A 22148-nucleotide genomic window follows, 5' to 3' on the forward strand; every position below is an offset into this window, starting at 1 on the left:
TCTGAATTGAGGATTGCAAATTAATGTACGGAGTCTTTGATGATTTTATAGTTTTTATGATTAACGACTGTTAGTGAATCCAGTTCTAAATCTCTATAGTTGTCCATAATGGTGACATCCACAATAACAGAGTTTTCATTCACTTTTTCAACTACACCTGTTAAACCATTTCTAAATTCGATCACATTCCCAATTTTTGCAATCTTCAACCGATCCCTCTCCTTTAAAAACAGATTTCATTCCCTATTAAAAAGTATTTTGCAATATTTTCATACCAATGTAAAGGATAAAGACGTTTTTCTTTCGTTTTCGTTGTACGCTTTGAAAACGAATGGTATATTTAATATTTGATCAAGGCTGAAAAGGAGCGGTTTCTTTGACTGAAGAACACATCAACACAATACTAGAATCATTACGGAATGGTACTGAAAAACAAGTGACCATTCAAAAGGATGATTTTTTAACATTTCGTTCTGTATTGGTCAATCAAGATGATTTTAAACATTTTCGCGGAATCGCCAAGCATGGTGGAGATGTTATTTTTGAATATCTTAAAGAAGCAAGAAGCTAAAGCTTTTTCTCATTCATGAGAAAAAGCTTTTTATTTTGGTTCTTTTGTCACACTTCAAACCAGCTTGATACATATGAAAAGAAAATGTAATAACCCATAATCAGGAGCATAAGGATGATTATAGGCTAAAAAGAGACTATATTAAACGCTTACATTACCAGTTCATGCGTATTTCAACTAGGACATGCCATTTAATGACGGAATTTGGACAGGCATGAAAATCTTTGTGCGTGAAAATAGAAGAAGCTCTTGTTAGAGTGGACAAGTATCTTACGGCCTACATTAATTAAGGGAGGAATGAGGCGAATGATCAAAATTCATACAGCTCTTTTTGCCATCCTTATGCTCATCTCAGCGATCAAGATGGACAATATACAAGAGCAAGAGGGCACATTAAGTCAGAAACTTGAACAAGCACCTGAAAAGCATCAGCTTTCATATATAGATCAAGATAATAAGCATACCGTGATTCCAGCGTTTTCAGAGGAGAAACATCAGCCGAAAGTGAAAATGCTAAGCACATCAACAGAGGAAAAGGCATCAAAACCGAAGCCGAAGAAAAAGGAAACGGCAAAGCCAGCAAGCTCAAGAAATCAATCACACTATTCTAATGAAGAAATGGACTTGCTTTCTCGGTTGGTACATGCAGAAGCAAAAGGTGAATCTTACGCAGGGAAAAAAGCTGTAGCAAGCGTCGTCTTAAACCGCGTAGAACACCGCTCTTTTCCTGACAGTGTCAGAGGCGTGATTTATCAGCGAAATGCCTTCCAGCCCGTATCAAATGGAAGTATCAATGATAAGGCAGACCAGGATTCCGTAAAAGCTGTGAAGCAGGTTGTCAAAGAAGATGACAGAACAACAAAGGCGATTTATTTTTATAATCCAAAAACGGCGACAGATAACTGGATTCGTTCTCGTAAAATTGTAGAACGCATTGGCCGTCACGTGTTTGCAGTGTAAAGAAAAGCAGCGATCAATCAGTCGCTGTTTTTTTGTCTTCAATTATTAAAATATTTTCAGGACTTGTCTCATAGAATGTGAAAAGAATTTGCTTTTAGACAAGGGGAGGCTACATGAATCGATTTGTAAAAGGGGTCATTCTGCTATCTGTCGCAGCTTTCATTGCTGAGTGTATCGAGTTTTTAGTCAATATGATTTTAGCGAGAGAGCTTGGAGAACATGGAATGGGTTTATATATGAGCATCCTTCCCATCATCATGCTTGTGCTTGTGATCGCCAGCTTAGAGCTGCCAGTCTCCATTTCTAAATTCATTGCAGAATCGCATGAGCGGCTTCATAAAAGTATGCTTCGCCATGCATTTAAAATGACGCTTGTGGTGACATGCACAACAACGGCAATAGCAGCCATTGTACTGCCTTTCATTCCTGTATTTCAATCGTATCATCCGCTGATGAAGGGCTTGGTTCTGTCACTCATTCCAATCATCGCATTTACGTCCATTGCACGCGGTTATTTTATGGGCAAGCAGCAAATGGGTAGAATTGCTCTAGCCAATATGCTGAAAAAAACGATCCAGCTTATCTGTTTGTTTATGTTTTTTCATTGGTATTCGTTTGATATTGAAACAGCGGTGCTTATCGCGATTGGTGTGATTGTTGCAAGTGATCTCGTTGTCTTTATCTATTTATATTCCCAATACGTCATGGCAAAAAATGCTGTGAATGTCAGATCGGTTGAGTTAAGAGGGATTGACGTCAGAAAACGTTTGTTAGCAGTCTCCATTCCGACAACAGGTATGCGTATCTTTCATGCCATTGCCAATGCGATTGAACCGTTTTTAATCAAAGGAGCCCTCGTTGCAGCGGGCATTTCTGGTACGCTTGCTGTTGATCATTACGGAATGCTTGCTGGCGTAGCGATGTCGATTGGTTTTTTTCCGGCGTTTATCGCTCATTCCATTATGATTGTGATGATTCCGAATGTATCAGAAGCCTATGCCTTGGGGCAGTATGATCTCGTGAAAAAACGTGTCAGACAAGCGATTCTCATTACGTTTGGCTATGGGGTGCCAGCGGTGATGATTATGTATTATTTCGCTTATCCGCTCACGCAGCTCTTTTTTGACTCACCTCAAGCAGCCGTCTACTTGCAGCTGCTCTGGCCTTACTTCTTATGTCACCTGTTCGTCATGCCGTTTCAAGCGTGTTTAATTGGTATGGGTCTCATTAAAGATGTGTTCCTACATAATATATGGGTGCACGTGGTGTCGTTCTCTATGGTGTATTTCCTAGGATCCATCGAATCCTTAAATATGATGGGCGTTATCTTAGGAATGAACACGGGGATGCTGCTATTAACGGCTTTGCATTATGCGACGATTTGCAAAGAACTCGGCGTCTCCATGTTTCTTACATTGAAAAAAGCTTGAATGTCATGTGCAGCTAGCGGGCAAGCTATAGGAAAATCAGGAAGGAAGATGCTGATGAATCGTAAATATCTACCCGCCAGTCTTCTCATGATGACCCTTCTTTTATTTCTGATGAGCATAGAGGCTGAAGCAAAAGAGCCTGTAATGGCGCCGAGGATAGAAGCTCCTACATTAACAGGTGAAACGCAGGTGATCCCGGTGAAAGGGAAGCGGACCATTCTGCATTTTTGGACAACGTGGTGCCCGTCCTGCAAAATGGAGCTGCCAGCCTTTGAACAGATCGTGAAAGAAAATCAAAGTGATGTAGACATACTAACTGTGAATTTACTTGGTGCTGAGCAAAGCAAGCATGCAGTTGCCCAATTTGTGAAAGACAGAAAATTTACATTTCCGATCGTTCTCGATGAACACGGAGAAATGATGAAAAAATACCAAATCATTACGATCCCGACGACCTTTTTCATCAATGAAAAGGGTGAAGTGGTCAAAAACCATGTAGGTCCGCTGACGAAAAAACAAATCAAAGAGTGGACAAATTCTTAGAACACAAGCTTTCTGTAAGAACCAATGGGCGATCCGTTGGTTCTTTTTTGTGTTCAATTACCTTTCAGATGAATAAAATGTGCTCAGAAAGAGGAAGAAATGTCGGACACTAATAATGATAATTATTATCAAAAAGAAATTATAATAATTATTAATTGAAAATTGGTCAGAACCTGTTATAATGAGTTACAGACCTATAAAAAGCTTGAAATAGCAGAAAATATAGATGATAAACGGAACGGGCAACGATTGATAATGTGAAAATCATTATCAATTAGAGAGGAGAAAGTAATCATGAATGAGAATACAGCACTTTATCAAACGACAGATCAAAAGGGATCCAACTCGCTCTTTCAAAAATGGGCACAGCACGGAGAATTAATCGCAGCAGGTATTTCGGGGATTCTCATCTTGATTGGATGGTTTCTAAAGGATGAAACGATGTGGAGTATTCCTCTTTTCATTCTTGCTTTTGTTATTGGTGGTTTTGCAAAGGCAAAGGAAGGAATTGAAGAAACCATTTCATCCAAGACATTAAATGTAGAACTTTTAATGATATTTGCTGCGATAGGCTCAGCGATCATTGGCTACTGGGCAGAGGGCGCCATTTTAATTTTTATTTTTTCGCTTAGCGGTGCGCTAGAAACGTATACGTCAAATAAAAGTAAAAAAGACTTAACGGCCTTAATGAGTATCGCTCCAGATGAAGCCACTTTAATTGAAGAAGATGGCACCACCATCCAAATCGCTGCTTCTTCACTTACACCAGGCGACCGTATTTTAATCAAAGCGGGCGAACGAATTGCAGCAGATGGTGTGATCATGAGCGGAAGAACAAGTGTAGACGAATCTGCCTTAACGGGTGAATCGGTGCCTCAGGAAAAAGGGCAAGGTGAAGATGTGTTTGCAGGAACAGTGAATTTAAATGGTTCATTAACAGTAGAAGTAACAAAACATAATGAAGAAACACTTTTTCATAAAATCATTAAGCTGGTGGAATCTGCACAAGAAAGTGTATCGCCAAGCCAAGCGTTTATTGAAAAATTTGAAGGTGCCTATGTAAAAGGTGTGCTCATCACTGTAGCGATTTTAATGTTCCTACCTCATTTTGTACTTGGCTGGAGCATGAGTGAAACGTTTTACCGCGCGATGGTGTTTATGGTAGTTGCCTCACCTTGTGCACTTGTTGCCTCAATTATGCCAGCAGCTCTTTCACTCATCTCAAACGGTGCAAGAAACGGTATGCTTGTAAAAGGAAGTGTCTTTTTAGAAAAACTGGGCACAAGTACGATGATTGCATTTGATAAAACGGGTACGATTACAAGTGGAAAACCAGCTGTTGAAAAAGTGGTCTTGGCAAAAGGGCAAGATGAATCGACCTTTTATCAAGCGCTCTATCAAATTGAAAGTCAGTCAAACCATCCATTAGCTAAAGCCATTTCTGATATGGCAAAAGAGCATCATACAGAGCGGGCAGCCCACGTAACCATTGAAGAAACATCAGGTTTTGGTGTGGAAGCACAATTAAATGAGGATATATGGCGGATTGGGAAGAAAGATTTTGCTGGAAAAGCTTCAATGGATCGTGATATTGAAGTGAATGGCGATGTTCTTTCATCCAAAGGATATACAGTTGTCTATGTTCAAAAAAATCAAGAAGTCGTCGGCTGTCTCGGTTTGAAGGATCAAATCAGACCTGAGGCCAAAAAAATGATTCAGGAGCTGAATGATTTAGGCATCCAAACCGTCATGCTCACAGGGGATCAACAAAAAACAGCTGAAGCGATTGCAGAGGAAGCAGGCATCCAAACCGTTGTCGCTGAATGTCTTCCAGATGAAAAGGTACACGAAGTCAATCAACTGAAAAAACAAGGTGATTCGATCATTATGGTCGGAGATGGAATCAATGATGCACCTGCACTCGCCACAGCGGATGTTGGCGTCGCAATGGGCGGAGGCACAGATGTTGCTTTAGAAACAGCAGATCTCATTTTAATGAAAAATAACTTAAACAATCTAACAAAGATGATCCGTCTTTCAAGAAAGATGAACCGAATCATTAAACAAAACATCATCTTTTCATTAACAGTTATTTGTTTGTTAATCTGTGCGAATTTCTTACAAGTTCTTGATTTACCTTTTGGTGTCATTGGGCATGAAGGCAGTACGATTTTGGTTATTTTAAACGGACTTCGTTTGCTTCGTGCTTCTTAAGCAAATCACAAAAGCGCACTGGCTTTAGGTTAGTGCGCTTTTGTGCGAAATACAGTGAAAACTGATACAATAGATCAGTAGTCAAACGTGTGAGGAGGATCACGATGAATCGAATGAAAGACTTGTCTTCTTGGCTTAAGAAAAAAGACATTCAAGGTGCATTTATACATACAAAGGAGAATGTATTCTATCTATCTGGATACTTCACAGAGCCGCATGAAAGAGTGATGGGGCTGTTTGTTTTTCAGGAAGCAGATCCATTTTTCATTTTGCCTAAGATGGAAGTTGAGCAAGCAAAAAATGCGGGATGGGCTGGAGATCTCATTGGATATGAAGACCATGAAAACCCCTTTGATTTCATACAAAAGGCACTAGAAAAACGAGGAGTAAAAGCGACTCGCCTAGCGATTGAAAAAGAGTCCATTCCTTTGCAAAGAGCAGAGCAGCTTCAAGCTGTCACTGGGGCAGAAACATTTGTCCGGGCAGAAGATGTGCTCAATCAGCTAAGACTAATTAAAGACGAAGCTGAAATTGAAACATTGAAAAAAGCTGCTCAATTGGCAGACGAAGGCGTCAAAATTGGGGTTCATGCCCTAAAAGAAGGGGTGACGGAAACCGAAGTTCTTGCTGTCATCGAATATGAACTGAAGAAAAAAGGCATTCAGGGCATGTCCTTTTCAACCATGGTACTATTCGGAGAAAAATCAGGAGAACCTCATGGAAATCCGGGGCAGGCAGCCTTGAAAAAAGGTGATTTTGTTTTATTTGACCTCGGCGTGATTGTGGATGGCTATTGTTCAGATATTACAAGAACCTTCATCTATCAAGAAGCGTCTGAACAACAAAAGGATATTTACAACACCGTCTTGAAAGCCGAATTGGCAGCACTTGATATGAGCCAGCCGGGTGTGAGAATTGGTGACCTTGACTTAAAAGCAAGAGGGCTGATCGCAGAAGCAGGATATGGCGAATACTTCCCGCACCGTCTAGGGCATGGACTCGGGGTTTCTGTTCATGAGTTCCCTTCTATGAGTCAAGCAAATGATGACCTTCTAAAAGAAGGGATGGTCTATACGATCGAGCCGGGTATTTATGTACCAGGAGTCGGCGGGGTTAGAATTGAAGACGATGTTCTCATTACAAAAGATGGCCCAGTCACCTTAACCAATTATCCAAAAGAGTTGACGATCATCAAGTAATGAAAAAAATCACGATGAACGTCCAAGTGTTGGGAGCGTCATCGTGATTTTTTTGTCACTCTTTGCGATCCTTATCAACAAAAAAATCATCAATTGATTGAAACGGCTTGATTTTATGTTCTTTTCCTAAAGGATGTAGTGCGAATCGAGCAGAAAACAAAATAGTCAAACATAATATGATCCATATGATAATACCCATCTTGAATTCCCCTTTCCACCCAGTGATTTGTTCAGCTCACATACATCTTAAAGTATGAAACGCTTACCATATCAAGAGAAAGTAGGAGAAAAAATGCCTAACATAAGGGATATTGCGAAAAGAGCGGGTGTATCGGTTACCACCGTATCACGAGTGATGAATGATCATCCTTATGTCAAAGAAGAAAAGCGAGAGCGCGTACTTAGTGCGATGAAAGAGCTCAAATATACACGGAATATTCAGGCAGTGCATTTAGCAAAGGGCTATTCCAATATGCTTGGAATTGTACTTCCGACAATTGATCACTCCTATTTCAGCGGAATTGTCACAGGGATTGCAGAGAAAGCACAGGAGTGCGGAATGCATTTTGCCTTGTTTCAAACAGGATATGACCCATTAAAGGAAAAAGAAGCATTAATGAGCTTAAAAGAGCAGCGTGTGGATGGTTTAATCTTTTGCTCAAATGCGTTAAGTGATCAAGAAATTTTAAAGTGGCAGGAATCTGGTCCTATTATCTTTTGTCATCCTACACCGCATGATACATGTTCATCGGTATCGATTGCGCATGATCAGGCTTTTAAGGAAGGGCTTGAACACTTAGCGGCATGCGGTCATGAGCGAATCGCAATCGTTCTTGCTAGAACAGAAGGGGAGAACAGCCAAGTTCGCATTCAGACTTATCAAGAAATGATGCGGTCGCTTGGGCAGGACATTGATGATGAATGGGTCATTGAAGGAAAACTGACCATTTTTGATGGCAAGCAATTATTTACAGAATGGAAAGAGATGAAAAATCGTCCGACAGCCTTACTGATTACAAACGATGATGTCTCAGCAGGTTTTTTACTAGAAGCACAGCGTCACCAAATAAACGTTGGAGAATCACCAGCCATACTTGGCTTTCAAAACGATCAATTGAGTGAAGCATTGGGGATTTCTAGTATAGACATTCCCCTCAAACAAATGGGGCAGGAAGCATTTGACTTGTTCAACCAAGTATTACAAGGTGAGGCACCAGAAAAAAGGGTGCTGTCATATCGACTCGTTGAGCGCACAACGACTATTTTGAAAAACAATCGTTGACGCACGTTTCATCTGTTTTGTACGATAAGAAGGATTGAATAAGAAGGAGGTGGGGATGTTCATGGAATCCTTCACCGTTGATAAAGCGTTAAATAATAATGTCATCATCGCAAAACACCCTTCTTTAGGCGAAGTGGTCCTGATTGATAAAGGGATCGGCTTTGGGAAAAAATCGGGTGACGTTCTCGATCAAGCGGCATTTGAGAAAATGTTTGTGTTAAAGAACACAAAAGAGCAAACAGAATACAAACAATTGCTGCACCACATTAATGAGGACATGATTGAGCTTGCCAATGACGTCATTTATCATATACGAGAAAAAATGGGGCATCGTTTAAATGAGCATATTCATATTGCACTGACAGATCATATTGCCTTTAGTTTTAAGCGAGTTAAGCAAGGCTATGATATCACCAATCCTTTTATGCTTGAAACGAAATCCTTATACCCGAAAGAATACGAGGTCGCAAAGGAAGTCGTGGAACTGATAAATGCGCGGCCAGATGTTGAAACAAAGCTGCCCGAAGGAGAGATTGGGTTTATTGCGCTCCACATTCACTCTGCTTTAACGAACCGGCCTTTATCCGAGGTCAACCGTCATTCGCAGCTCATGACACAAATGGTCCAAGTCATAGAAGATGCATTTCATATGAAAGTAGATAGAGAAAGTATTCATTATTTACGCTTACTGCGCCATATTACGTTTTCGATTGAGCGTATTAAACGGGAAGAATCATTAGAGGAGCCAGAAAAGTTGCTTCATCTATTGAAAAATGAATATCCTTTATGCTACAATACTGCTTGGAAAATGATCAAAATTTTGCAACATGCATTGAAAAAGCCTGTACAAGATGCCGAAGCTGTCTATTTGACACTTCACCTGTACAGATTGACGAATAAAATTTCATAGTTTCCTTGAAACGTGTAACTGATTCGATCAGGCATGAGTGACTTAAGGTAAATACAGGATAAGATCCTGTTATTTGCGCAACCTTATATCACCATGCCTTTTTTGTGTTCTGAAAGTGAAATGTAAACGGTTAATTATGAAATGTACGTCAGTTTGTAATTGAAATGCATGTTGTAAGCGAAAACAAAAGGAGGTTCAACCAGTGTTTAAATCACTTTTTGGTGTGTTGCAAAAAATTGGACGAGCACTTATGCTTCCAGTTGCGATCCTTCCTGCTGCTGGTATTTTACTAGCACTCGGAAATGCGATGCAAAATCCGCAGCTGATTGATGTCGCTCAATTTTTAAGCAATGATACAATTCAGCTTGTTGCTAGTGTTATGGAGAATGCGGGGAATATTGTCTTCTCGAATCTTCCGCTCCTATTTGCTGTAGGGGTTGCCATCGGTCTTGCCAATGGAGACGGTGTGGCAGGGATTGCCGCGATCATCGGTTACCTTGTCATGAACGTAACGATGAGTGCCGTATTAATGGCCAACGGTTCCATTCCATCCGATTCAATCAAATTGGCTAAGTTCTTTAAGGAAAGTCATCCAGCGTATGTGAATATGCTCGGCATACCGACCTTGTCTACCGGCGTGTTTGGCGGGATTATTGTCGGGGTATTAGCCGCTTATATGTTTAATAAATTTTACAAAATTGAGCTCCCGCAATATCTTGGCTTCTTTGCTGGTAAGCGTTTTGTTCCAATCGTTACGTCGATTTCAGCACTTATTTTAGGGCTTTTGATGCTCGTCATTTGGCCGCCAATCCAAGGTGCATTGAACTCATTTTCAACTGGACTGCTTGCAGCGAATGAGCCGCTAGCTGCCTTTGTATTCGGTGTCATTGAACGCTCATTAATTCCGTTTGGTCTGCACCACATATTCTACGCACCATTCTGGTATGAATTTTTTAGCTATAAGAGCTTATCAGGAGATATTATCCGTGGTGACCAGCGTATTTTCATGGCGCAAATCAAAGATGGTGTTCAGCTGACAGCTGGGACATTCATGACAGGGAAATATCCGTTCATGATGTTTGGACTTCCAGCAGCAGCACTTGCGATTTACCATGAAGCAAAACCTAAGAATAAAAAACTTGTAGCAGGAATTATGGGGTCAGCGGCCCTTACTTCTTTCCTAACAGGGATCACTGAACCGCTTGAATTCTCATTCTTGTTTGTTGCACCGATATTATTTGCGATTCACTGTGTATTCGCTGGATTATCCTTTATGATAATGGATATTCTAAACGTGAAAATCGGGATGACCTTCTCAGGAGGGTTAATCGACTTCTTCCTATTTGGTATCCTGCCAAATAGAACCGCTTGGTGGCTTGTTATTCCAGTCGGTCTCGTACTGGCTGTCATTTACTACTTCGGATTCAGATTTGCGATTCGCAAGTTTAATCTGAAAACGCCAGGACGAGAAGATGAAGCAGCTGACGGTGCAAGCAGCGCTCAATCTGGAAAAGGCGATGACTTACCTTATGAAATTCTTGAAGCAATGGGTGACCAAGAAAACATTAAACACCTAGATGCTTGTATTACGCGTTTACGTGTCACTGTAAATGATCAGAAAAAAGTGGATAAAGACCGCTTGAAAAAGCTTGGCGCTTCAGGTGTCCTTGAAGTAGGGAATAACATCCAGGCCATCTTTGGACCACGCTCTGATAATTTAAAAACACAAATGCAAGACATTATTGCAGGGCGCACACCTCGACCAGCGAAAGACCCTTCTGCAAAAGAAGAAGTCAGTCAGCAGGTTGAAGAAGTCATTGCAAAACCGCTTCAAAACGAACAAGGGGAAGAAACGTTTGCTTCACCAATTACAGGGGAGCTGCATCCAATTACAGATGTGCCAGATCAAGTATTCTCAGGGAAAATGATGGGTGACGGTTTTGCTATCTTGCCAAAAGAGGGAACAGTGGTTTCACCAGTAAGAGGAAAAATCTTAAATGTGTTCCCAACAAAACACGCCATCGGCCTCCAGTCTGATGGTGGACTTGAAATCTTGATTCACTTCGGGATTGATACAGTCAGCCTCAAAGGAGAAGGATTTGAAGCATTTGTACAAGAGGGAGACCAAGTAGAAATCGGTCAAAAACTTTTAGAGGTTGATATTGATAAAATTAAGTCAGAAGTACCATCTTTAATGACACCAATTGTATTTACAAACTTAAGTGAAGGACAATTTATTGACCTTCAAGAATCCGGTGAAATCAAAGCTGGCCAAGAAAACATCATGAAAATTTCAAAATAATTTTCATAACTGCCGTTCTTGTTAGATGACAAGCTCGGCAGTATGATATAATATTGTGGATGTATGAAATGTATAAAAAGGAGATTGATAAAAATGGCTCAACAAACATTCAAAGTAACTGCAGATTCTGGAATTCACGCACGTCCTGCAACAGTTCTTGTACAAACTGCTAGTAAATATGATGCTGATATCAACTTAGAATATAATGGTAAAACAGTGAACCTGAAATCTATTATGGGTGTAATGTCTCTAGGAATTGCGAAAGGTGCTACAATCACAATCTCTGCTTCTGGTTCTGATGAAAATGATGCACTTGCTGCGCTAAAAGACACAATGAAAAGTGAAGGCCTAGGCGAGTAATGCAACAACTGAAAGGAATCGGTGCTTCAGCAGGCGTTGCGATTGCAAAAGCATATCGTCTGGAAGAACCAGATTTAACAGTTCACCAAAAAGACATCAATGATCCAGAGACAGAAGTGAAACGCTTTGAAGAAGCAATTCATGTTTCAAAGCAAGAACTTGAAGCAATTAAAGAGCATGCGCTAAAAGAACTTGGCCAAGATAAAGCGGATATTTTTTCTGCACACCTTCTTGTGTTAAGTGATCCAGAGCTGCTCAACCCAGTGAAGGATAAAATCACATCGGATAAAGTAAATGCTGAATTTGCTTTAAAAGAAACAGCAACAATGTTTGTTACAATGTTTGAAGCAATGGACAATGAATACATGAAAGAACGTGCAGCGGATATTCGCGACGTTACAAAACGTGTCACTGGTCATTTGCTAGGCGTTGACATTCCAAACCCAAGTATGATTTCTGAAGAAGTCATTATCATTGCTGAAGATTTAACACCTTCTGATACAGCTCAGCTGAACAGACAATTCGTCAAAGGTTTTGCGACAGATATCGGTGGTCGTACTTCTCACTCAGCAATTATGGCAAGATCAATGGAGATTCCAGCCGTTGTTGGAACAAAAGAAGCAACAAAAACGGTGAAAAACAATGATCTGATCATTGTTGATGGTATTAGCGGAGACGTCATCATTCAGCCTTCTGAAGATGAAGTGAAAGCGTATCAAAAAAAGCATGAAGACTACTTAGCTCAAAAAGCGGAATGGGCGAAACTTGTTGACCAGCCAACGGTCACAAAAGACGGCGTTCACGTAGAGCTAGCTGCAAATATCGGAACACCTGAAGATGTGAAAGGTGTACTTGAAAATGGCGGCGAAGCAGTTGGATTGTACCGTACAGAATTTTTATACATGGGCAGAGATCAGCTCCCAACAGAAGAAGAGCAGTTCGATGCGTATAAAACCGTTTTAGAGAAGATGGAAGGCAAAGCAGTGGTTGTCCGCACACTAGATATTGGTGGCGATAAAGAACTTCCTTACTTGCAGCTTCCAAAAGAAATGAACCCGTTCCTTGGCTATAGAGCGATCCGCCTTTGCCTTGAAGAGCAGGAGATTTTCAGAACACAGCTACGCGCGTTACTTCGTGCAAGTACATATGGAAACTTGAAAATCATGTTCCCTATGATCGCGACGTTATCAGAATTTAGAGAAGCAAAAGCTATTTTACTTGAAGAAAAAGAAGCATTGGTTGCTGCTGGTACAGAAGTATCTGATTCCATTGAAATCGGAATGATGGTAGAAATTCCATCAACAGCTGTTATCGCAGATCAATTTGCAAAAGAAGTAGATTTCTTCAGTATTGGAACAAATGATTTGATTCAATACACAATGGCTGCTGATCGAATGAACGAACGAGTGTCTTATCTTTACCAGCCATACAATCCAGCTATTTTACGCCTCATAACGCTTGTGATTGAAGCAGCGCATAAAGAAGGTAAATGGGTTGGCATGTGCGGTGAGATGGCAGGAGATGAAATCGCAATCCCGCTCCTACTTGGATTAGGATTAGATGAATTTTCAATGAGCGCAACATCGATTCTTCCAGCAAGAACGCAGTTAAGCAAGCTTTCTAAGGAAGAAGCTGCATCATTTAAAGAGCATATCTTATCACTTAGTACAACTGAAGAAGTGGTTGATTTCGTGAAAAAAACGTTTCAACATAACTAGGTGATGTAAACCAGACAGGTCAAACTGTCTGGTTTTTTTGTCGAATTTTATCATAATCAGTCATATCGCATGAAGAGAAGGGCATCCTAAAATAAAAAATGGAGGTGACCAGTTTGTCTTTCTCTAACTATAAGCCAGGTGATCAAGTATATGTGATTTATCGAAATCCACATGCAGCCAATGTCGCACAAATTAAAGAAGCGGAAATCGTTTCACATCCTTACAATGAGCAAGAGCTTGCGCTATTTCTACTTGAAACATATCACCCATTAGCCCCTGATGATGCCGTATTTCCAACATACGAAGAAGCAGAAGCCCTTTATCAAGATCTGTTTGAATAAGGGAGATTTTAGAAAGGATAGAAGCCATCCTGAGAGGTTAAAGTAACGATATGAACCTATAAGGTAAGGATGTGCTAATTATGATCAAACCGTTCGTTCCCCAGCTTGTGTATATTGAACCTCGGGCGCTAGAGTACCCATTAGGACAAGAGCTGAAAGAAAAGTTTGAAGGCATGGGAATTGAAATTAGAGAAACAACCTCACACAACCAAGTGAGAAATATTCCGGGGAAAAATGATTTGCAAAAGTACCGTAATGCAAAGTCGACGCTCGTTATCGGCGTGAGAAAAACCTTAAAATTTGATACATCTAAACCATCTGCAGAGTATGCCATTCCGTTTGCGACAGGATGCATGGGGCATTGCCATTATTGCTACCTGCAAACGACTATGGGGAGTAAGCCGTACATTCGCACATATGTCAATGTAGAAGAGATCTTAGATCAGGCTGAACAGTACATGAACGAGCGTGCGCCTGATATCACGCGATTTGAAGCCTCGTGTACATCTGATATCGTCGGAATTGACCATTTGACTCACACACTCAAACGAGCGATTGAATACTTTGGTCAAACCGATCTTGGCAAACTACGCTTTGTTACGAAATTTCATCATGTAGACCATTTGTTAGATGCAAAACACAATGGACGAACAAGATTCCGCTTTAGTATCAATGCCGATTATGTCATTAAATATTTCGAACCTGGCACATCACCACTCGATCAGCGGATTGAAGCGGCTGTAAAGGTAGCGAAAGCAGGCTATCCACTGGGCTTTATTATTGCCCCTATTTACATTCATGAAGGGTGGCAAGAGGGCTATAAAGTCCTATTTGAAAAACTCGATGCAGCTCTTCCTGAAGAAGTGAGACAAGATATCACCTTTGAAATGATTCAGCACCGTTTTACAAAACCGGCGAAGCGTGTCATCCAAAAAAACTATCCAAAAACAAAACTAGAACTAGATGAAGAAAAGAGAAGATATAAGTGGGGTAGATACGGAATTGGAAAATATATCTATCAAAAAGATGAAGAACAAGAACTTAGACAGACATTAGAATCATATATAGAACAGTACTTTCCGTCTGCAAAAATTGAATATTTTACTTAAAACAAGTCATTATGGCTTGTTTTTTCTATTTAAATTTTCTTACAACTATTGAATGCGGTACCAATTTTGCCGATATACACATTAAGATGCGAAAGTAGGATGTAGGGGTGATGAGATGTTTAAGAAACTTCAAGTGAGAATAGCTGTTTTCATCTCAGTTATTTTAATTTTAACCGTTGTCGCAGTTCAAGTGGGTTCCAATTTAGTATTAAGACCACTGATTGAACGAGATGCGAAAACAACGACAGCAGCAACGGCAGAAAGCATGAGAGACATCATAGCACTAAAGCTTGAGAATTACGGTGATACGATTAACAAATTGGCAACAAGTACACTTACTGAAGATTTTGCACAGAAACAAACAAAACAGACATTGGCATTTGAAAACGATGAATTAAAAGGATTGCAGGAGCAGGATGAACTCATCTCGCTTGCCTATATAGGAACAAGTGATGGTAAAATGTTCGCTTTCCCGGAGTCCGATTTTGGTGAAGGGTATGATCCGTCTAAACGAGACTGGTATATTCAAGCGGCTGAAAAGCCTGACGACGTCCTATGGACAGATCCGTACATTGATAAAGCAACAAATGAAATGGTCGTTTCAGCCACAAAGGCGATCGTACGAAACGGGAAAGTAGTCGGTGTCGCTGGACTTGACTTGAAACTGGCTTCCATTCAGTCTTATATAAAAGAACAAAAGATTCCTTATATGGGAACGGCTTTCTTAGTTGACGGCACAGGGACCATTTTGGCACATCCAACAGAGCAAGGAAAAAATATCTCAAAAGTCGCTTCTGTGAAAAAAGCGATCGACAACTCGGGTATTGATGATGACAAACAGCTGACCGTCATCTCAAAAATTAAAGAGGCAAACTGGACGATCGGTGTGAGCTTCGAGAAAAAGAAACTTCTTTGGATCACTGAACAAATGAATCAGACAAGTATCATTATTTCTGTCATTGCCATTATACTTGCCATGATTCTAAGCTACTTATTGGCTAGAAGCATTACAACACCAATTAAACGCCTCATCGAGCATGTTCGTAAAGTGTCTGAAGGCGATTTAACCAGCTCGCTTGAGTCGAAGTCTCAGGATGAGATAGGGTTCCTGACGAAAAGCTTTAATCAAATGACTGAAGGCATCAGGGATTTAATTGAAAAAGTGAAAGAGTCTTCAGATCAGGTTGTGAAATCAACGGATGAAGTGACCCAAATTTCAAACGAGACCTTGCTGTCTAGTGAACAGATTGCAACGGCTATTCAAGAGGTCGCTGTAGGAGCGACGAAACAAGCATCAGAAGCGGAAACCATTAATGAAAAATCAGAGCATTTGTATGAAAAAGTTCGTCATATGGGTGAGCTTGCCACGCAAATGCAAACCAACTCAAAATCATCGGAAGATGCAAGCTATAGAGGACTTGATGCTCTTGGTCTGCTCGTCCAAAAATCAACACAAGCGAATGAAGAATCGAAGAAGGTAGAGCAAATGCTGCTTGACCTTGAGCATAAAACGAAAAATATTGAAAACGTCGTAACAGCGATCTCTGAAATCTCAGATCAAACGAATTTACTCGCACTGAATGCAAGTATTGAAGCAGCGAGAGCAGGAGAAAGCGGAAGAGGATTTGCTGTTGTTGCAGAAGAAGTCAGAAAGCTGGCTGAACAATCTGCAGAATCAACGAAACATATTAGTGAAACCGTAAAACTCATTCAAGATGAATCGAAAAAGGCAGCTGAAGCGATGACAGCAGCAAGCAAAATGAATGAAGAACAAGGTGATGCGATCAATTCAACAGGTGAGGCACTCAGCAGTATCACAATGGAAATGCAGGCACTTGTCGGCTCCATTGACAGCATTCATACACAAATCAATGAAATGACTGAAGAACAGCAGAAAATGAATGATTCCATTCAAAGTATTGCGGCCATTTCACAAGAATCCGCCGCTTCAGCTGAGGAAGTACATGCTTCCACAGACGAACAAGTACAAGCTTTAGAAAGAACGAAAACATCAACAGAAATGTTGAACGAATCAAGTCAGGCACTGCGTCAGGCAGTCAATCGGTTTAAACTATAATCTTGTAGAAAAGAACCTTGCCATGTGAGCAAGGTTCTTTTTGTATGATAAAATATGAACAGAGGAGGGTGCCAACATGCATGTTAATCTATCTGGAAAAAAAGCATTGGTCGCTGCAAGCAGTCAAGGTATCGGTAAAGCCATTGCCTTTCATCTTGCAAAAGAGGGAGCAGATGTGATGCTCTCGGGAAGACATGAGCACACGCTGCAAGAAGCGGTCAAAGAATTATCCCCACTTGTAAAAGGGAAGCTGACGTATCAAGTATGTGATGTATCTGATGCCGAGCAAATTAAAGCGCTTGTCGTCGCAGCAGCAGGTGATGAAAAACGTCTTGATATACTAGTGAACAATACAGGCGGTCCTCAAACAGGAACACTTGAAACCTTAACAGATGAAGATTGGATGGAATCCTTTCAGCTTCATTTACTCAGCTATATTCGGTTATTAAAAGAAGCCTTGCCGTATTTAAAAAAACAAGGTGCACGAGTGTTAAATATTGCATCTATGTCGGTCAAAGAACCGATCCCAGGCTTGATGCTGTCGAATACATTTAGACCGGCCATTACCGGCTGGACAAAAACAGCTGCTCAGGAGCTTGCCAAAGATGGCATTTTGATCAATACCTTAGCCCCGGGGAAAATTGAAACAGAGCGCGTGAAACAGTTGGACAAACACCGTGCACAAGAGGAGCAACAATCGGTTGAAGAGATCAAAGCACAAGCTGAACGTATGATTCCGCTGGGCCGTTACGGACAGCCAGAGGAATTTGCAGCATATGCGGCTTTTCTTTTATCTGAAGCCAATACATATATGACAGGTCAAACCCTCATCATTGATGGTGGATTGACAAAGTCTCTATAAGGAGGAATTCTTGATGGCACAAATCAAAACAGTTGGTTTTATTGGAATCGGTGTAATGGGACGTAGTATGGCAGGGCATTTAATGGATGCTGGCTACGAAGTTCTCGTTTATACAAGAACAAAAGCAAAGGCAGACACATTGGTTCAAAAAGGTGCTCTTTGGAAATCGACCGTAAAGGAGATCGCAAAGGAGGCAGATGCCGTCATCACAATGGTCGGGTATCCATCAGATGTAGAAGAAGTCTATTTAGGAGAAGATGGACTCTTGGAACATGCTGCGCCTGGTACATACCTCATTGATATGACCACATCGAAACCGCAGCTGGCAAAAGAAATTGAAGCGAAAGCGAAGGAAAAAGGACTATTTGCATTAGATGCGCCGGTCTCTGGCGGAGACGTAGGAGCCAAAAACGGCACGCTGGCCATCATGATTGGCGGAGAAAAAGCAGCCTATGAAGAGTGCCTGCCGCTATTTCAGCAAATGGGCGAAAATATTCAATATCAAGGACCTGCAGGAAGTGGTCAGCATACAAAAATGTGTAACCAAATTGCTATCGCAGCAGGGATGGTAGGTGTGGCAGAGGCAATGGCTTATGCGGAAAAATCAGGACTTGATCCAGAGCAGGTACTTAAAAGTATCACAACAGGAGCAGCCGGCAGCTGGTCTTTGTCAAACCTTGCGCCAAGAATGCTGAAAGGTGATTTCGAGCCAGGATTTTATGTGAAGCATTTTATTAAGGATATGGGCATTGCACTTGAAGAAGCAGAGCTGATGGGAGAAGAGATGCCAGGCCTGTCACTAGCGAAGTCATTATATGAAAAGCTCAGCGAACAGGGCGAAGAAAACAGCGGAACACAAAGCATCTATAAATTATGGGTGAAATAAAAAAACTGCTCCGCCTAGGTGGAACAGTTTGTAGCGTGTAAACAAGCCCTCACATTGCTGAAAAAAGAAGACAAACTAAAAACCTGTCCCAAATAGAGACAGGTTTTTTTGATCTTATTTTCCGATGAATTGCTGCGTCCAGTAGTTACCAGATTTCACATAACCTACACCGATATGTGTATAGTTTTTGTTTAAAATGTTCGCTCTGTGACCTTCACTGTTCATCCAAGCTGTGACTACTTCTTGAGGTGATCTTTGACCTTGCGCAATGTTTTCACCTGCTGTTTTGTACGTGATACCAAATTGCTTCATTTGATCAAATGGAGATCCGTAAGTTGGGCTTGTATGAGAGAAATAGTTTTTATCTTTCATATCTTGTGATTTAGCGCGAGCAGATTTGCTTAATTTAGAATCAACAGAAAGAGCTTTTAAGCCTTGTTTTGCACGCTCTTTATTTGTCAGCTCAACCACTTCTTGTTCAAATGCATTTAAGCTGCTGTCTGCTTTTGTTGCAGTTGTGTCTTTTTGATCAGATTTTGAGCTGTTGTTCGTTGTGTTTTCTTTTGCTGGTGTGCTTGGTTTAGAAGCAGCTGGTTTTTTCACTGATTCTTGTTTTTGCTCATTTTTTGCTTTGTTTACTTCTTTCACCACTTTTGTTCCAGTAACAGGTTGACCACTTTTGATCAGCTTGTTTAATAGAGCTTCGATCTCTTTTTGATTTGAAGTGCTTAGCTTGTTTACATCTGAAGAGATATGTAATTTTGCAGCTAATGTATGAAGATCAATGGCTTGATGCTGTACGTTTATGACTTGTTTCAGGTTAAGCTCTTTCGCATCAGCTGAATGCCCTCCAGTGAACGTGATCAATGCAGCAGCTGTCAGCGCTGAAAAAATGAATGATTTCTTTTTCATTTTGTAACTCCTCCTAAAATCTTTGTTTTGTTTTCTCACAGAAAATCATAACATGGACTTTTTGTTATAAACGTACCAGCATCCTCCATTGACAACGCCCATTTGTCATTTTTGTTAAAGTCAAAGAAAGAGTCTCCTTATATCAATGAATGGAGAATCTTTCTATTTAAAGAAAACGACATAAACATACCAATATTTTAAAGTGTTAGTATATTTTTTTGCAGAATAGGGATTGACAGCTTTTTTTCACTTGTTTCGCTGTAACAACTATTACAAAAGTGTTACAATAATGAGTGGTAATTGTAAAAGATTGAAAGGATGAGAGGAGCTACATAAGTGGGAGAGAAACAGCATCAAGGTGCTGCCGAGCAGAAAAAAATGAAGCGCCGGAACGCCTGGAGAATTAATCTCTTTTTCTTCGCTGTATTTAGTTTATTTGCTGGACTTGTCATCAAGCTCGGTGTGCTGCAAATCGTCAATGGTGAGGATTATAAAAAGCAAGCCAACCGAACTGAGGTCAAAACAGCATCATACCCGTCTCCAAGAGGAAAAATGTATGACGCGAGAGGAAGAGTCGTTGTTGATAACGAAAGTGTACCTGCCATCGTTTATACATCAGAAAGCGGTGTGAAAGCGGAGGATAAGATTAAAGTAGCAAGAAAACTTGCGACTTATATAAAAATGGATACAGATTTTTTGAGAGAGCGTGACATTCGAGATTTTTGGCTGGCCAGCCATCCGAAAGAAGCGGATAAGCTCATTTCAAAAGCAGAGCAAAAGAATCTTAAAGCAAAAGATGTCTATCCTCTTCAAGTAGAGCGTGTGCCTAAGAAAGAAGTCAAGGCGATCGAAAAAGATGCAGAGGAAAAAGCAGTTGCAGCGATCTATCGCAGGTTTACAGGCGGATATGCCTTTGAACCTCAAATCGTGAAAGCGATGGACCCGAACGAAGAGAAAAAAGGGGACGAAAAAGTTGCGTTGCTTGATGAAACAAAAGAATCAAAACAGACATCATCCGTAAGTTTGACATACGAAGAGATCTCACTTGTATCAGAGCATCTTGATGAACTGCCTGGTGTAAATGTCATCAATGACTGGACAAGGAAATATCCGTATGAAAAAACCCTCTATAATGTCCTTGGCGGTGTCACCACTCCAGAGCAAGGCATTATAAAAGAGCGTGAAGATTACTATATGGCAAGAGGTTACTCGAGAAATGACCGAGTAGGAAAAAGTTATTTAGAATATCAATATGAAGATTTTCTCAATCCAGAAAAAGCAACTGTTCAATATACACAGGTCGGCGGCAAACTGCTTGATGAAATCAAGCGGACAGAAGGACGAAGAGGACTTGACCTTGCACTCACATTTGATATGGAGCTGCAAAAGGAAGTCGACAAAATCGTTGAATCAGAGCTAAGATCCGCTAGTGCAAGAAACTATATGATGGACCGTGCCTTTGTTGTGATGATGGACCCTAACACAGGTGATGTTCTCGCAATGTCAGGGAAGAAAATGGACGGAAGAGACGTCACAGATTATGCGATCGGAACATTTACGACTCAGTATGAAATGGGCTCTGTTGTCAAAGGAGCTACTGTCCTCTCTGGTTATCAAGATGGCATGTCACACAACCAATCCTATACGGATACACCGCTGTATTTTGCGGGAAATGGAAAACCGAAGAAATCATATACCAATCTTGGCTGGGTTAATGATCTTCGAGCGCTACAAAAAAGTTCAAACGTCTATATGTTTCATGTAGCGATGAGAATGGCAGGGATCACCTACCAAAAGAATGGGCCATTACCGGCAAGACCTGAACACTTACAAAAAATGAGAAACTACTATGCGCAATTCGGTCTTGGCGTAAAAACAGGCATCGATTTGCCGCAGGAATCAAGCGGAATGCAGACGCATCCTAAGACAGTCGGCGGACTCTTACTTGATGAAGCGATTGGCCAGTATGACACGTATACACCACTTCAAGTTGCACAATACATGTCGACCATCGCAAATGGAGGTAACCGTATTCAGCCAAGAGTGGTGAAAAGTGTTCACTTCCCAACGAATAAGGAAGAAGTAGGTCCTGTTGTGAAGAAATATGAGCCGAAGGTGCTGAACACCATTAACAACTCGAAAGCAGATATCGACCGTGTCAAAATGGGACTAAAAATGGTCACATCAACAGGCGGGACTGCAGCTGGCCGGTTCGGTCAGCATGATGTCGCAGGGAAAACGGGTACAGCCCAAACCTTCTACTATGGTGCCAACCGGAGCTGGTGGGGGAATGCCACGTACAATTTAACCTTTGGAGGATATTATCCTTCTTCCAATCCGAAAGTGGCATTTAGTGTCGTCACACCGTATGTATCAGATAAAGATCCTGTCATTAAAACCATTCCAAGTAAAATTGTTGATAAGTACGTTGAATTACAAAAGAAATATGAAAAGCAATAAACAGCAGGGAGC

At 40.9% G+C, this 22148-nt stretch carries 19 protein-coding genes; 17 read left to right on the forward strand and 2 right to left on the reverse strand.

What is annotated here, in order from left to right:
* Positions 1–20: 20 nt before the first annotated feature.
* Complete coding sequence (locus NST73_RS06690; RefSeq protein ID WP_003211747.1) at positions 21–209, reverse strand: DUF2187 family protein; 189 nt, start codon at positions 207–209, stop codon at positions 21–23.
* A gap of 167 nt (positions 210–376) precedes the next feature.
* Between NST73_RS06690 and NST73_RS06695 the strand changes: the two genes are divergently transcribed.
* From NST73_RS06695 to NST73_RS06770, 16 genes are all read left to right on the forward strand, one after another.
* Positions 377–571, forward strand: a complete 195-nt coding sequence (locus NST73_RS06695) for a hypothetical protein (protein WP_008348081.1) — start codon at positions 377–379, stop codon at positions 569–571.
* Between the two features lie 306 nt (positions 572–877).
* On the forward strand, positions 878–1531 hold the full coding sequence (locus NST73_RS06700; RefSeq protein WP_045035134.1) for a cell wall hydrolase: 654 nt from the start codon (positions 878–880) through the stop codon (positions 1529–1531).
* 113 nt (positions 1532–1644) lie between these two features.
* Positions 1645–2961, forward strand: coding sequence for a polysaccharide biosynthesis protein (locus NST73_RS06705; protein ID WP_041092385.1), 1317 nt, complete (start codon positions 1645–1647; stop codon positions 2959–2961).
* Between the two features lie 54 nt (positions 2962–3015).
* Positions 3016–3504, forward strand: coding sequence for an endospore biogenesis thiol-disulfide oxidoreductase StoA (gene stoA, locus NST73_RS06710; RefSeq protein ID WP_047946017.1), 489 nt, complete (start codon positions 3016–3018; stop codon positions 3502–3504).
* A 294-nt stretch (positions 3505–3798) separates the two neighbouring features.
* Complete coding sequence (locus tag NST73_RS06715) at positions 3799–5718, forward strand: heavy metal translocating P-type ATPase (RefSeq protein ID WP_342474019.1); 1920 nt, start codon at positions 3799–3801, stop codon at positions 5716–5718.
* 104 nt (positions 5719–5822) lie between these two features.
* Positions 5823–6917 (forward strand): Xaa-Pro peptidase family protein, encoded by a 1095-nt coding sequence (locus NST73_RS06720; RefSeq protein WP_326242489.1) that lies wholly within the window; start codon positions 5823–5825, stop codon positions 6915–6917.
* A gap of 292 nt (positions 6918–7209) precedes the next feature.
* Positions 7210–8199: a LacI family DNA-binding transcriptional regulator gene (locus NST73_RS06725; protein ID WP_268361441.1), complete on the forward strand. Its 990-nt coding sequence runs from the start codon at positions 7210–7212 to the stop codon at positions 8197–8199.
* Positions 8200–8254: 55 nt separating this feature from the next.
* Positions 8255–9109: a transcription antiterminator gene (locus tag NST73_RS06730; RefSeq protein WP_017359435.1), complete on the forward strand. Its 855-nt coding sequence runs from the start codon at positions 8255–8257 to the stop codon at positions 9107–9109.
* A 202-nt stretch (positions 9110–9311) separates the two neighbouring features.
* Positions 9312–11411, forward strand: coding sequence for a glucose-specific PTS transporter subunit IIBC (gene ptsG, locus NST73_RS06735; protein WP_024719659.1), 2100 nt, complete (start codon positions 9312–9314; stop codon positions 11409–11411).
* Positions 11412–11504: 93 nt separating this feature from the next.
* On the forward strand, positions 11505–11771 hold the full coding sequence (locus NST73_RS06740; protein WP_003211078.1) for a phosphocarrier protein HPr: 267 nt from the start codon (positions 11505–11507) through the stop codon (positions 11769–11771).
* Positions 11771–13489, forward strand: a complete 1719-nt coding sequence (gene ptsP / locus NST73_RS06745; RefSeq protein WP_008348058.1) for a phosphoenolpyruvate--protein phosphotransferase — start codon at positions 11771–11773, stop codon at positions 13487–13489. Before NST73_RS06740 ends, ptsP begins: the two co-directional genes overlap by 1 nt.
* A 98-nt stretch (positions 13490–13587) precedes the next feature.
* Positions 13588–13830: a transcriptional regulator SplA domain-containing protein gene (locus NST73_RS06750; protein WP_034646394.1), complete on the forward strand. Its 243-nt coding sequence runs from the start codon at positions 13588–13590 to the stop codon at positions 13828–13830.
* 80 nt (positions 13831–13910) lie between these two features.
* On the forward strand, positions 13911–14939 hold the full coding sequence (splB, locus tag NST73_RS06755; protein WP_007498710.1) for a spore photoproduct lyase: 1029 nt from the start codon (positions 13911–13913) through the stop codon (positions 14937–14939).
* 115 nt (positions 14940–15054) lie between these two features.
* A complete protein-coding gene (locus tag NST73_RS06760; RefSeq protein ID WP_024719660.1) occupies positions 15055–17016 on the forward strand; it encodes a methyl-accepting chemotaxis protein in 1962 nt (653 codons plus the stop codon).
* A 76-nt stretch (positions 17017–17092) separates the two neighbouring features.
* Positions 17093–17878 (forward strand): SDR family oxidoreductase, encoded by a 786-nt coding sequence (locus NST73_RS06765; protein ID WP_017367137.1) that lies wholly within the window; start codon positions 17093–17095, stop codon positions 17876–17878.
* Positions 17879–17891: 13 nt separating this feature from the next.
* Entirely contained in the window at positions 17892–18764 is an 873-nt protein-coding gene (locus NST73_RS06770) for an NAD(P)-dependent oxidoreductase (protein ID WP_041507385.1), read from the forward strand.
* Between the two features lie 114 nt (positions 18765–18878).
* Here the strand turns inward: NST73_RS06770 and NST73_RS06775 are convergent, their stop codons facing one another.
* Complete coding sequence (locus NST73_RS06775; protein WP_007498701.1) at positions 18879–19676, reverse strand: CAP domain-containing protein; 798 nt, start codon at positions 19674–19676, stop codon at positions 18879–18881.
* A gap of 336 nt (positions 19677–20012) precedes the next feature.
* Here NST73_RS06775 and NST73_RS06780 point away from each other — a divergent pair, with 336 nt between their 5' ends.
* Positions 20013–22136 carry a penicillin-binding protein 2 gene (locus NST73_RS06780; protein ID WP_047946013.1) on the forward strand — a complete coding sequence of 708 codons (2124 nt, stop codon included), beginning with the start codon at positions 20013–20015 and terminating at the stop codon, positions 22134–22136.
* Positions 22137–22148 lie beyond the last annotated feature (12 nt).

This window comes from Bacillus sp. FSL W7-1034, assembly GCF_038593365.1.
Taxonomy (GTDB): domain Bacteria; phylum Bacillota; class Bacilli; order Bacillales; family Bacillaceae; genus Bacillus; species Bacillus altitudinis.

What these genes read in the sequence shown, in the direction of transcription:
- NST73_RS06700 (WP_045035134.1), top strand. Translation starts at nt 878, where the DNA reads ATGATCAAAATTCATACAGCTCTTTTTGCCATCCTTATGCTCATCTCA.
- NST73_RS06705 (WP_041092385.1), top strand. Translation starts at nt 1,645, where the DNA reads ATGAATCGATTTGTAAAAGGGGTCATTCTGCTATCTGTCGCAGCTTTC.
- stoA (WP_047946017.1), top strand. Translation starts at nt 3,016, where the DNA reads ATGAATCGTAAATATCTACCCGCCAGTCTTCTCATGATGACCCTTCTT.
- NST73_RS06715 (WP_342474019.1), top strand. Translation starts at nt 3,799, where the DNA reads ATGAATGAGAATACAGCACTTTATCAAACGACAGATCAAAAGGGATCC.
- NST73_RS06720 (WP_326242489.1), top strand. Translation starts at nt 5,823, where the DNA reads ATGAATCGAATGAAAGACTTGTCTTCTTGGCTTAAGAAAAAAGACATT.
- NST73_RS06725 (WP_268361441.1), top strand. Translation starts at nt 7,210, where the DNA reads ATGCCTAACATAAGGGATATTGCGAAAAGAGCGGGTGTATCGGTTACC.
- NST73_RS06730 (WP_017359435.1), top strand. Translation starts at nt 8,255, where the DNA reads ATGTTCATGGAATCCTTCACCGTTGATAAAGCGTTAAATAATAATGTC.
- NST73_RS06740 (WP_003211078.1), top strand. Translation starts at nt 11,505, where the DNA reads ATGGCTCAACAAACATTCAAAGTAACTGCAGATTCTGGAATTCACGCA.
- ptsP (WP_008348058.1), top strand. Translation starts at nt 11,771, where the DNA reads ATGCAACAACTGAAAGGAATCGGTGCTTCAGCAGGCGTTGCGATTGCA.
- NST73_RS06750 (WP_034646394.1), top strand. Translation starts at nt 13,588, where the DNA reads ATGGAGGTGACCAGTTTGTCTTTCTCTAACTATAAGCCAGGTGATCAA.
- splB (WP_007498710.1), top strand. Translation starts at nt 13,911, where the DNA reads ATGATCAAACCGTTCGTTCCCCAGCTTGTGTATATTGAACCTCGGGCG.
- NST73_RS06760 (WP_024719660.1), top strand. Translation starts at nt 15,055, where the DNA reads ATGTTTAAGAAACTTCAAGTGAGAATAGCTGTTTTCATCTCAGTTATT.
- NST73_RS06765 (WP_017367137.1), top strand. Translation starts at nt 17,093, where the DNA reads ATGCATGTTAATCTATCTGGAAAAAAAGCATTGGTCGCTGCAAGCAGT.
- NST73_RS06770 (WP_041507385.1), top strand. Translation starts at nt 17,892, where the DNA reads ATGGCACAAATCAAAACAGTTGGTTTTATTGGAATCGGTGTAATGGGA.
- NST73_RS06775 (WP_007498701.1), bottom strand. Translation starts at nt 19,676, where the DNA reads ATGAAAAAGAAATCATTCATTTTTTCAGCGCTGACAGCTGCTGCATTG.